This window comes from Streptomyces sp. NPDC088246, from assembly GCF_044741025.1.
Taxonomy (GTDB): Bacteria; Actinomycetota; Actinomycetes; order Streptomycetales; family Streptomycetaceae; genus Streptomyces.
This window is the reverse complement of sequence record NZ_JBIURV010000068.1, coordinates 21,686-31,843: the sequence shown is the minus strand read 5'-3', so window position 1 is coordinate 31,843 and position 10,158 is coordinate 21,686. Positions and strand designations below refer to the sequence as shown.

Annotated in this window: 13 protein-coding genes and 3 pseudogenes; 6 read left to right on the top strand and 10 right to left on the bottom strand. The window is 68.2% G+C overall.

The features are described from left to right. Positions 1–92: 92 nt before the first annotated feature. The 5 genes and pseudogenes from ACIPEK_RS41625 to ACIPEK_RS41605 form a co-directional block, all read right to left on the bottom strand. Positions 93–284, bottom strand: coding sequence for a hypothetical protein (locus ACIPEK_RS41625; RefSeq protein WP_402007459.1), 192 nt, complete (start codon positions 282–284; stop codon positions 93–95). Next, positions 281–1,480 carry a CynX/NimT family MFS transporter gene (locus tag ACIPEK_RS41620; protein WP_402007458.1) on the bottom strand — a complete coding sequence of 400 codons (1,200 nt, stop codon included), beginning with the start codon at positions 1,478–1,480 and terminating at the stop codon, positions 281–283. The genes ACIPEK_RS41625 and ACIPEK_RS41620 overlap by 4 nt, the downstream gene beginning before the upstream one ends. A 71-nt stretch (positions 1,481–1,551) precedes the next feature. Further along, positions 1,552–2,253 carry a FadR/GntR family transcriptional regulator gene (locus ACIPEK_RS41615; protein WP_402007456.1) on the bottom strand — a complete coding sequence of 234 codons (702 nt, stop codon included), beginning with the start codon at positions 2,251–2,253 and terminating at the stop codon, positions 1,552–1,554. Between the two features lie 172 nt (positions 2,254–2,425). Next, positions 2,426–2,752 (bottom strand): annotated as a pseudogene (locus tag ACIPEK_RS41610) (DDE-type integrase/transposase/recombinase); the annotation flags it as partial. 227 nt (positions 2,753–2,979) lie between these two features. Further along, a pseudogene (locus tag ACIPEK_RS41605) lies at positions 2,980–3,387 on the bottom strand (IS6 family transposase); the annotation flags it as partial. Between ACIPEK_RS41605 and ACIPEK_RS41600 the strand changes: the two are divergent. Then, entirely contained in the window at positions 3,305–3,787 is a 483-nt protein-coding gene (locus ACIPEK_RS41600) for a transposase (protein ID WP_402007454.1), read from the top strand. The pseudogene ACIPEK_RS41605 and the gene ACIPEK_RS41600 overlap by 83 nt on opposite strands. Before the next feature lie 596 nt (positions 3,788–4,383). Here the strand turns inward: ACIPEK_RS41600 and ACIPEK_RS41595 are convergent. Continuing rightward, positions 4,384–4,599: pseudogene (locus ACIPEK_RS41595) on the bottom strand (IS256 family transposase); the annotation flags it as partial. A 452-nt stretch (positions 4,600–5,051) separates the two neighbouring features. Here ACIPEK_RS41595 and ACIPEK_RS41590 point away from each other — a divergent pair. Together ACIPEK_RS41590 and ACIPEK_RS41585 are read left to right on the top strand one after the other, a co-directional pair. Then, positions 5,052–5,381 (top strand): hypothetical protein, encoded by a 330-nt coding sequence (locus tag ACIPEK_RS41590; protein WP_402007452.1) that lies wholly within the window; start codon positions 5,052–5,054, stop codon positions 5,379–5,381. A gap of 136 nt (positions 5,382–5,517) precedes the next feature. After that, positions 5,518–5,667 (top strand): hypothetical protein, encoded by a 150-nt coding sequence (locus tag ACIPEK_RS41585; RefSeq protein WP_402007450.1) that lies wholly within the window; start codon positions 5,518–5,520, stop codon positions 5,665–5,667. Between the two features lie 135 nt (positions 5,668–5,802). Here the strand turns inward: ACIPEK_RS41585 and ACIPEK_RS41580 are convergent, their stop codons facing one another. Then, on the bottom strand, positions 5,803–6,120 hold the full coding sequence (locus ACIPEK_RS41580) for a hypothetical protein (protein ID WP_402007448.1): 318 nt from the start codon (positions 6,118–6,120) through the stop codon (positions 5,803–5,805). A gap of 294 nt (positions 6,121–6,414) precedes the next feature. Beyond that, positions 6,415–6,789: a hypothetical protein gene (locus ACIPEK_RS41575; protein ID WP_402007446.1), complete on the bottom strand. Its 375-nt coding sequence runs from the start codon at positions 6,787–6,789 to the stop codon at positions 6,415–6,417. On the opposite strand from ACIPEK_RS41575, the gene ACIPEK_RS41570 reads away from it, so the two are divergent. Both ACIPEK_RS41570 and ACIPEK_RS41565 read left to right on the top strand, forming a co-directional pair. Then, positions 6,788–7,210 (top strand): hypothetical protein, encoded by a 423-nt coding sequence (locus ACIPEK_RS41570; protein ID WP_402007444.1) that lies wholly within the window; start codon positions 6,788–6,790, stop codon positions 7,208–7,210. The genes ACIPEK_RS41575 and ACIPEK_RS41570 overlap by 2 nt on opposite strands. Then, entirely contained in the window at positions 7,165–7,629 is a 465-nt protein-coding gene (locus tag ACIPEK_RS41565) for an alpha/beta hydrolase family protein (RefSeq protein ID WP_402007442.1), read from the top strand. The genes ACIPEK_RS41570 and ACIPEK_RS41565 overlap by 46 nt, the downstream gene beginning before the upstream one ends. 65 nt (positions 7,630–7,694) lie before the next feature. On the opposite strand, the gene ACIPEK_RS41560 is transcribed toward ACIPEK_RS41565, so the two are convergent. Then, positions 7,695–7,826, bottom strand: a complete 132-nt coding sequence (locus ACIPEK_RS41560) for a hypothetical protein (protein ID WP_402007440.1) — start codon at positions 7,824–7,826, stop codon at positions 7,695–7,697. After that, positions 7,823–8,050 (bottom strand): hypothetical protein, encoded by a 228-nt coding sequence (locus ACIPEK_RS41555; protein WP_402007438.1) that lies wholly within the window; start codon positions 8,048–8,050, stop codon positions 7,823–7,825. Before ACIPEK_RS41555 ends, ACIPEK_RS41560 begins: the two co-directional genes overlap by 4 nt. Positions 8,051–8,674: 624 nt before the next feature. Here ACIPEK_RS41555 and ACIPEK_RS41550 point away from each other — a divergent pair. Further along, positions 8,675–10,129: a DUF4157 domain-containing protein gene (locus ACIPEK_RS41550; protein ID WP_402007436.1), complete on the top strand. Its 1,455-nt coding sequence runs from the start codon at positions 8,675–8,677 to the stop codon at positions 10,127–10,129. Positions 10,130–10,158: the final 29 nt, after the last annotated feature.

Here is a 10,158-nt window from a genome sequence, read left to right as displayed (position 1 = left end):
CGCGTTCACGCAGTTCGTCGGGGTACTTACGGGGAGCAGCCATGATCGGCATCCTTCCGGGTCTTGATGATCTCCATCAAACCCGGGGCGGTTCAGGCGGCTGCTGCCGCCAGTGCCTGCACCACCACAGGATCCACCGAGTTCTCCGTCAGGATCAGCACCTGTTCGCCGGCGGCAACGGCGGTGTACTCCATGACGTTATAGGCGCCGGGCATGAGTTCGGTGATGGACAGCGGTGCTGCCATGGGAGTGTCCAAGTAACTGAAGCAGGTCGTTCCGTTCATGCGGATCGAATCCTTTCCGGTGCCGGCTGGGCGGTCGTTGATTGCGGGAGGCGGACGGCGCGACCAGCTCCAAGGCCGAAGAGGCCCTGAACGAGGGTCAGCGCGACAAGAAAGCCGAGCGGGACAGTCCACCCACCGGCGAGGTCGTGGGCTGAGCCGAACAGCAGGGGCCCAACGGCGGCTAGGAGGTAGCCGACGCTTTGGGCCATGCCGGACAGCGCGGCGGCCTGGGACGCGTCGGCCGCACGCTGGCCTTGGAACGTCAGCGCCAACACCAGGCAGGCGCCGCCGCCAAGGCCGATCAGCGCACTCCACGCGGTCGCCATCTCGGGGGCCAGGAGCAGCCCCAGGTATCCGGTGGCGCACATCAATGAACCGCTGACGGCCAGCAGCCGTTGGTCAGTGAGTTGTCGGGCGAGTATCGGCACAGTACTGCTGGAGACCAGACCGGTCACCTGGAGCAGGAACAGCTGCCAGCCGGCGGCGCCTTCGGAGGCGCCGTGGTCGTGCACGATGCTGGGCAACCACGCGATCGTGGTGTAAAAACCGAGGGACTGCAGTCCCATGAACGCACTGACCTGCCAGGCCAGTGGGTAACGCCACAGAGTATGCGCCTGCCCCGCTCCGGGGGCGGTGGATGTTACGGGCCGGCGACGGGCCAGTTGCGGTGCCCAGGCCAGGACCCCGAGTAGCGCCAGCACCGCCCAGCAGCCCAACGCGGTATGCCATCCTCCGGGAAGATGGTCAGCCAGGGGCACGGACACCCCGGAGGAGACCGCGGCTATCAACCCCATGACAGTGACGTAGAGCCCGGTGACTGCGGCGATCCGCCGTTCGGGAACAGTGCTCTTGACCAGCGAGGGCAGCAGCACGTTGCCATAGGCGATCGCTGCTGCCATGACCACGGTGCCGGCGAACAAGGTCACCACGCCTGGCAGCGAGCGCAGCACAATGCCGACCGTCAGCACCAGCAAAGCGATCCACAGGACACGCTCGGTTCCGTGGCGCTGCGCACTCCTGCCCACCAGCGGTGACGTGGCTGCGAAAGCCAGTAGTGGCAAAGCGTTGAGCAGTCCTGCCGCGGTGCTGGACAAGCCGGTGTCGTGTTCGATCATCGGCAGCACCGAGCCGACACCTGTCAGCGGCGCCCGCAGATTCGCCGCAACAAGCAAGATCCCCACCAGGAGCAACCCCACGCGAGGCGCTCCGCCCTGGTGACCGTCGGATTCGACCCCGGGAGCGTCAGCGCCTTTCGGAACAGTCACGCTCATGCACCCCCCTCTTGCCCCAGCGCGGCGCGACGGCTGATCCGCACGAGCGTGGAGGCGGCGGAGCGGGCAGTCACCGCATCTCCCGCCGCAATGGCCTCTACGAGGGTGGTGTGCCAGTGGTCGTGTTCGGCGGCGATATCCCTGCCCCAGGTCAGCCCGGCGACCGCTGCGGCCAGCGCGCTCCCCAAGTGCTTGTAGACCTCGGCAAGCAACCCGTTCCCGCCGGCTTCCACCACCGCCAGGTGGAATGAGCCATCGACGTCAGCCAACGCGGTCATCTCACCGGCACAGTTGGTCTCCTGCGCCTCGTGCAGCAGCTCCCGCAATCGCTTCACGTCTGCGCTCGTCCGACGCTGCGCGGCCAGCCCCGCAGCATGCTCCTCCAATACCGCGCGCAGCTCGAAGACATCGGACAGGTGTGCCGTTGCCGCCCTGCGCACCAGCACTGCCTCCAACTCGCTGGCGACCCGGACGTAGGTGCCGTCTCCGGCACGGGCTTCCAGCAGGCCCAGATGCACCAAAGCGCGCAAAGCCTCTCGCACGGTGTTGCGACTGATTCCGAGAATCGCGACCAACTCGAGTTCGGAAGGTATGCGACTACCGACCGGCCAGCGGCCGGAGGCGATCTGCTCCCGTAGTTGATCAGCGGCCTGGGCGGACAGGGTCGCGGCACGGCGCGGCTCTCTCAACCCCTCCATACAAACCTCCAAATGTTGGACAGCTGTAGATAAACACATGACGCCTCCAATGCGGCAAGGTGACCTATGTCACATCACGCGATGTGTGGTCGACGTGGCGTTGTCACGTTGTCGAGGGTGTTGGCGCTTGGCGGGGCGTCGGGGCGTGCTGGGGTCGGTTCCGGCTCCGCGCTCAGGCCGTGGCGGGCAGGCCGGCTGCGCCGGTGATCTGCTTCCAGATCGCGAAGCGGACGGTCATTTCGGCACGGTGGTTGGTGGCGGTCATCAGGTGGCGTCGGGGTCGGAAGTGGGGTGAGATGTCGCTGAACACGGACAGGAACCGTTGGGCTCCGCCGACGCTGCGGAAGCCCTTCATGGCGCGTTCTCGTTGCCGGGTCGGCTGGTGGGAGTTCTCAGCCCGGTTGTTGAGGCCCTTGTGGGAGCGGTGCTCGACGGAAGGCATCACCTCGCGGTGGGCGGCCCCGTAACTGCGGAGCTTGTCCGTGACCACCACCCGTGGCACCGAGCGGGTCTTCCGAGAGGGCGATAAGAGCCAGCTCGACCCAATTTACGCGATCACCCCGGAGGCTCACAGGGGGACTTACTGAACAGAACTCCCTCCAGCGAGGTGGGGAGTCACGGGTCGAAGCCCGCCAATGAGGTCGTCCACGCGAATTCCGCAGGCGGTAGCCCGCCATCAGGAGGAGCAGATCGGCACCAAGTCTGAGGAACCGGCTCTTATCGCCCTCTGAGGAGTTTACGGAAGAAACGCCTGGCCGCGGCCTTGTCGCGTCTGTTCTGCACGAGGATGTCAAGCACGTTGCCATCCTGGTCCACCGCGCGCCACAGGTACTTCAGCTCACCGTTGATCTTGATGAAGACCTCGTCCAGGTGCCATTTGTCGCCGGGACGGGGACGCCGGCGACGCAGCGCGTTGGCGTAGGCCTGACCGAACTTCAGGCACCACCGCCGGACGGTTTCGTAGGAGACAACCACGCCGCGCTCGAGCATCAGTTCCTCGACCTCCCGGAACGACAGCGGGAACCGGTGGTACAGCCACACGCAGTAGGAGATGATCTCGACGGGGTACCGGTGTCCCCGGTACGACGGCGACACGAGCAGTCCCCTCCCCGATAAGACCTCCACGAAGATCATCCCACGCCGGTCAGCCAACGTGACAACGCCCGCTCCCGCGCTGCTGGAGGAATTCATGGACGAGCCGGGCCGGCTGCTGAAACTGGTGTGGGTCGATAGTGCCTACCAGGGCCCGGCGCTGGCGAAAGCGTTCGCCCGCCACGGAGTCCGGATCGAGGTCGTACGCCGATCCGACGGACAACGCGGATTCGTCGTACTGGCCCGCAGGTGGGTGGTGAAGCGAACGCTGAGCTGGCTCTCCCGCTCCCGCCGCCTCAACCGCGACCACGAACGCCGCCCCGATCACCACCAGCAAATGGTGTGGTGGGCAGCCACGATCAGGCTGTCCCGCCAGATGGCCGGCGACGCCCCGCGCTGGCCGGAGAAGCGTCCCGACCGACGGCCTCGGACACGAGCGTGAACCGTCCGTCCTTCTCCCGCACCAGCCAGCCCGCTTCTCCAGCGCGTAGGCACGGTGACGGATCTTCTCCACCTCATTCTTGCTGTCTGCCTCCCGGCCCACCGCCCGCGCCAGTTCCACACCGCTCACCGGCCCCGACGCGGCCACCACCGCGACGAACACCTCCCGATACAAGCCACTGAGCACCTCCTCACCCATACCCGACCGCCACACCGGCGGCCGCTCGACATACCCCGCCCCCGCGCCAGAGCCGCTCGACCCCACAGCGGCAGCCACCTCATCACCAGACGGCACATCCACCACGCTCTCCTCGGCCAGCACCGACACGAGCTCCTCCCGCCCCACCCGAGCCCGATCGACACGCTCCCGCGCGGCATTCACCTCCGCCTGAGCCTGCTCCAGGACCTCCGTCCAGGACTCCAGATCCTGCCTCGCCCGCGCCTCGCGCCGTTCCATCAATCCGAGCGCCGACGGCCGCACCCTCCCCGATCGACAACAAACCGTCCGCTGCCTGCCCCCACCACACCGCAATCACGCTACGAGCACGAAGAAACCCCTGCTCATCGAACAAGGGCTCCCTTTGCCACAACGCACTTATAGCCGACATGGTCGGTGATCTCACCCTCCAGCGCGGACTCCAGCACTCGCTTGGTCAGTTGCTGCAACAGCCCACCCTCTCCGGTCAGTTGCAGGCCATCGCTGCGGGCCCGATCCACCAGCATCGCGACGAGCTGTTCGTCCGACGCGGCCGACGGCATCGCACCACCGGCCCGCTCCTCGACGGACTCGTGCTCGATCGTCGTCTCGCTCACTTGGCGTCTCTCCTTGATCAGCAGATCCGCCGTTGATTAGACACTCCCCGAGGCTTAGGAAGATTTACGACAATTCATCCGGTGTGTCCACAGGCCGCTTCCTGGGCACTATTGACAGCCGCCACCGTTTCCGTGATGCATGTTGTTGACGCAGTGGCATTCAGGCTGACTCCGAGGCTGACCACCGTAGAGGCACTGGACCAGGAGGCCCGGCACGGCGCGCCAACGGGTGACGGGGGCGCGTTCGAGGCCGCAGCCAGCCGCCGCGTGGCGCTGGGGTCGCAGCGTCGTCGAACGGTGCGGCCCTGAGCCGGGCCCCGGGGCTGTCATGGCTGACCCCTGGGGCTCGTGACGTGCGACTGCGCTCACCCCGTGTCGCTGTGGGGTGAGCGCCGCTCTCGTTCGTGTGGTTCTGGCGATGGCCGGTGCCATTGCTCCGCTACCGTGCCGTCATGAATGAGCCGTTCGCCCAGGGCGAGGATCATCCGGCGTGTGGCATCTGCCCGTCGAAGCGGCTGCCCCGCGACGCGTTCGTCGTGTACGACCGGCCGTCCTGGGAGTGCCCGTTCGATCCAGCCGACGGCTTCCGGTACACCGCCGACCGGACCCCGGCGTGCGTGCACCCGCACAGGGTGGGGCTGGAGCCGGACCTCATCGCCCCGCCGCCGAAGGATCTCCCGGTTGCTGAGCCGGGGGCTACGCCACGGCGGCGGAGAGGATGGCTGCCTTCCTCGTTCCGTGACGCCGATCTGCGCGTACACCTGGTCAAAGCCCCTGGCTGACGCCGTAGCGATCGGCTCTCACGTCCTGACACACCGGCTCGGCATCGGCCTTGGTGACAATCCCACCCTCGACCGGCTTGATGACGCGGCCCGTGCTCTGGCCCTCGCACGCGGGCCCATAGGGAGCGCTGATCTGGTGACGGTCCTCGCCGCGCAGGTGGTCACCCCCGCCTGCATCATCGCCGGCCCGCACGGCGGCCCGGAGGCGACTTTCACGGGCCTGTTCCGCGACCAGGTCGACCTTGGGCGCCGACAACAGAACGCGCAGAAGAAGACCTCCGAGTAACCGACCGGCCCCAAGCGACAGCCGCCCAGGCTGCTCCTGTCCTCTGTCTGTGACGGCGCTCGGCAGCATGGGTACGCGGTGGGCGACGGGGTACTACAGCCAGGTTTGTCCCTTGAGCGCCGCACAGGGCTTCTCTCACAGCGGATGGCACGTCTCGCACCTGTGTATGTCCAGTGCTGTCAGCAGGTGGCTGGCGGCCGCTCTCACCGCGGGGCTGTCATCCTGCGTGAGCAGGTCTACCGTCGACCGGCCGCTCAGCACGGCCTGGTGGGCCGCCAACTGGATCTCCGCCTGGGCGCCATTGCCCTGCTCCAAAACCGTCTGCTGCAGTTCAATCACCTCTGGTCTGGTTGCCACTGCCTCGGTAACGGCGAGCTCCCACAGGAAGGGCACGGTGGCGACCGTGGCGTCGAAGACAGCCAGCTCACCGATCCAGAACGAGAGGTCGCTCAAGGCTGCCCCGCTCGTTGCGGCATCGCCCCAGGCGATCCGCGAGAGCAGGTTGGGAACGTCATCGGCAGTTCCGTTGGCGTGCCGCAGCTCGTGCCACCGAACCCGGCCCGCGCCCTTGAGGATTTAGATCCGCCGCGGCCGGGATACTGATCCCGGAGGCGAAATTGCCGCGGACCGCCCATCGGACGAACGGCCTCGCATCGTAAGGGCCTTGGTGGTTCTCCGAAGTGAGCCAGAGATCGGCGAGGGGCTGTCGGCAGGTCGCCAGGGTTTCCCCTTGCTTCTTGATCCAGGTCAGGAAGGCGACGGCCTTGGCCATCTGGGCCTGGGCGATGTCGGTGGTGTAGGCGGAGATCGGTTTGCCGCGGGCTCGCCGCCGGAAATGTGTGCGATGCGGTCCCAGCGGGCGTAGGTGGTGATCAGGCGGCAGTCTTCGAGATCTTCGATGGCCCCGGTCTTGTGCTCAATCCATCGTTCCAACCGGGCCATGTATTCATCGCGAACCGGCAGCACACCGGCGGAGACCAGGACAGCCCGGAAGTAGTCGACGGCCATGTCCTTCTGGCTGGTCATGCGGGCGTCGAGGGCCTCGTGGGTGAGCTCGCAGGTCCCGGCGGCAAGGTCGGTGACCAGACGGATGACCGTGGGTGATTGCCGCAGGTAGAGCATGGGTCCTGCGGGGGTTGAGATTCAGCAGGGCCTCGGCGACCTTGTCGAGCTCGGGACGGTGTCTGCCGTCGGGCGGCGTCAGCAGCTTCCGCAGTTGGCGGTCGGCGGCGCATCGCCGGCAGGCCGGATCCGTGAACGCTTCGAGCCGCGGTTCCCGGACGTCGCGCCGCACCGGTGCCGGCACACCTTCGCCATGGCCACCCTGGAGAAGCTGGTGGAGGGCCACTACCGGCAGGCCACTCAGCTCGCCGCGGCGACCGGCGATGCGTCCGGGCTCGCCCTCTACCTGCTGAAAGCCGATCCGCTGCTGACCCTGCGGGATCTGCTGGGTCACGCCCGCGAGGCGGGCATCTCCCAGCCGGTGACGCGCAGCCGATGCACCACGCCGCCGTCCGCGTCATCAGCTACCTCGCCACCGTGATCCCCGACCAGGTCCCGCCCACGGCCATCGAAACCTTCCAGCGGCAGGCCGCGCTCGTCGACAGCGCAGAGCTGACGCCCTCGACCCCCGCAGCGGATCTGCCGTTCAGCCTGCCCGCGCCGTACTGGCTCGAACTGCGCGACTACGATCCAGTCGCGATCGCGGCCGGACTCGGCAAGCCGATGCTCATCCTCCAAGGAGGACGCGACTACCAAGTCACCGTCGCCGACGATCTGGTCCGATGGCGGGCGGGCCTGGCCAACCGCCCGGAAGCCGATATCCGTGTCTACGACGCCGACAACCACCTGTTCTTCCCCGGCGACGGACCATCCGCCCCGGCCGAATACGGAACCCCGCAGCATGTCGACCCCGCCGTCATCGCCGACATCGCCGATTGGCTGAGCCACTGCAGGGCATGAGCGCCCGGCCCGGCAACACAGGGGGACGACGTCAGCCGCGTCGTCCCGCTGCCGCGCCGCCGATGTCACATCAAGGTGATCAGCAGGGCCGAGACCCACAGGCAGAAGACGTGGTGAGCCTGGTCGACGGAGTATCGGCCCTGCGGGTCCTTCGCGAACTCTCCGCACACCGCGGCGAAGACGGCTCCCGACGTCATGACACCGTCACCCCCAGGTATGCACTACGGGACGAGGTGCTGACGTTGGACAATCGAGACAGTCGGGACCGCCAGCGAGCACGACCCGGCACCCGCGACCAGCCCCTCACCGAGACACGAAGGAAGGTGTTCACGGCCTTCGCCGCGTTAACCCAGAAGTCGCCGATCGCGCTCGCGGCGCGGGTCAGGCTGAGCAGGGCGGCGAAGGTGGCGGGACGGTGCATGCTGGAGTTCTCCTGATCTCGAATTCGGGTGAAGGAGAAGCAGGGCGACCGGCCTCTTTGCCGATGCTGCGTATGGAGAGGCTCGCCAGCCCTCCGGGCCCTTCTCCGCCTATCCCCGGGCAGGACTCGACTGCCAACGGGCCCGGACCCTGCAGGCTCTCGGCGACGGCCGGCAGGCGCTGAGCGCCCTGCGCGACGCGGCCCGCCGACGCACCCCAGCCAGGCGCCGCCCGTATGCGCTCACCCAGGCCCGCCTCGCCGGACTAATTCTCGACGCCGGGCACCTCGGCCAGGCATGCGCGCACGTCCACCTCGCCCTCGACCACTACCCCCAACTCCACTCCGCCCGCGCCGATTCGGCCGTCTCGCACCTCACCGACCGGCTGTGCGTCTTCCCCCGTCAGCGGCAGGCGGAGGCGGCGCTGCAGCGGGCACGCTAGCTGAAGCGGGCCCGGAGCGCGCTGGTAGTACCCACGCCCCGGGCAGCCCCCGCCGATACCCGCCAGGCGGACGCGCTGCCCATACGGGCTACCGCATCGTGCCCGTACACCCCTTACCCGCGACCGCTGCACCAGGTAGGTAGGGAGAGCACAGCGAAACTGCCAGCCCTACGAGCGGAAGTCCATGCACGCGCAAGAGCCGAAAAAGAACGAAAAGCAGCCGCAGCGCCCCGCCAAGAGCGCGGCCGCGCGGCCGGAGGAGGCCCCGAGCAGTCGGGTGCCCGATGCGCCTCTCGAGCTGCAGCGCACCATCGGCAACGCGGCCGTCGTCCGTATGCTCCAGCGGGACCGGCACCAGCACGGCGCGGGCTGCGGCCACCAACAGCCCACGGCGGAGCCGGTCCAGCGCTCCGCCGTGCACGACGTGCTGCGCGCGCCGGGCAAGCCGCTGGACGAACCACTGCGCCAGGAAATGGAATCCCGCCTCGGCGCCGACTTCTCCGACGTCCGCCTGCACACCGACTCCGCGGCCCGCGACTCCGCCGCCGAGGTGGGTGCCCGTGCCTACACCTCCGGCAGCCATGTCGTCATCGGCGACGGCGGCGGCGACAAGCACACCCTCGCCCATGAGCTGACGCACGTCATCCAGCAGCGCCAGGGTCCGGTGGCCGGTGCGGACAACGGGTCGGGGCTGAGCGTCTCCGACCCCGGTGACCGCTTCGAGCGCGAGGCCGAGGCCAACGCGGTCCGGGTGATGAGGCGGACGCCCGAGCAGAGCGCCCAGAGCGACCAGGGCCCCCAAGGTGCCCCCGTACAGCGGGAAGCCGACGCCATGGCCCGGAACACGGCGCGCGGCACCGACGCGACGGTCCTCCAGCGCTTTTCCCAGGTCAACACCGTGGAGTTGGGGCCCGCACGGGTCTCGGAGAACGGCCTCTATCTCATGACCGTCACTCCCGGGGCGGACACCACCGTTATCTGGGTCGCGGAGGACGCCCCAGCGCCCCGGTACTGCACGCCGACCGGGCAGAGCGGGGACATCGGGGGGCGCACGTACGCGGAGTACGAGCCGTCGACGACCTTTCTCGCGGACTGTGCCCACACCGCCGAGGAAATCATGCACCAGCAGCGGCTGGCCCTGGGGCAGGACGCCAGCGAATTCGCCTTGGGCGGCGGTCAGTTCGGCTTGGGCGAAAGGGAAAACGTGGAGGGCGCCCTGGCCTACGCGCATGCCAGGCCCGGCGGCCCGCACGCGAACGGCGAGGAGCGGCCGGACCCCGGCCAGGCGTTCGCCATCGTGGAGACCGCGTGGGACGAGGATTACGAGCTGCCCGCCAACACCAGCGGGTGGCCCTACCACGTGGCGGCCGTGGTCGCCGTGGACGGCGATGACCGCATCACCGTGGAGCAGGCCGCGGACGGCACCGACGCAAAGGCCCGCCAGGGGCACGAGGGCATCGTCGACATGTATACGGCGGGCACGGACCCGACCAACGGGCAGGCGCTGCCGCACAGTTTCCACGGGCGAAACACCGGCGCTCCGGTGCAGCACTTCTCGGTCGGCGCGATCACCGTCATCCTCCAGCCGATCAACGTGGGCGGTCTCAGAAGGGAGACCGGCCGCCGGAAGCTCATGTGACCCGACCCGACCTGATCCGACCTGCCCGC

Coding starts and splice junctions, on each gene's coding strand:
- ACIPEK_RS41600 (WP_402007454.1), top strand. CDS start 3,305: ATGATCTCGACGGGGTACCGGTGTCCCCGGTACGACGGCGACACGAGC.
- ACIPEK_RS41550 (WP_402007436.1), top strand. CDS start 8,675: ATGCACGCGCAAGAGCCGAAAAAGAACGAAAAGCAGCCGCAGCGCCCC.
- ACIPEK_RS41560 (WP_402007440.1), bottom strand. CDS start 7,826: ATGACGTCGGGAGCCGTCTTCGCCGCGGTGTGCGGAGAGTTCGCGAAG.
- ACIPEK_RS41570 (WP_402007444.1), top strand. CDS start 6,788: ATGGGTCCTGCGGGGGTTGAGATTCAGCAGGGCCTCGGCGACCTTGTC.
- ACIPEK_RS41565 (WP_402007442.1), top strand. CDS start 7,165: ATGCACCACGCCGCCGTCCGCGTCATCAGCTACCTCGCCACCGTGATC.
- ACIPEK_RS41590 (WP_402007452.1), top strand. CDS start 5,052: ATGAATGAGCCGTTCGCCCAGGGCGAGGATCATCCGGCGTGTGGCATC.
- ACIPEK_RS41625 (WP_402007459.1), bottom strand. CDS start 284: ATGAACGGAACGACCTGCTTCAGTTACTTGGACACTCCCATGGCAGCA.
- ACIPEK_RS41575 (WP_402007446.1), bottom strand. CDS start 6,789: ATGCTCTACCTGCGGCAATCACCCACGGTCATCCGTCTGGTCACCGAC.
- ACIPEK_RS41615 (WP_402007456.1), bottom strand. CDS start 2,253: ATGGAGGGGTTGAGAGAGCCGCGCCGTGCCGCGACCCTGTCCGCCCAG.
- ACIPEK_RS41555 (WP_402007438.1), bottom strand. CDS start 8,050: ATGCACCGTCCCGCCACCTTCGCCGCCCTGCTCAGCCTGACCCGCGCC.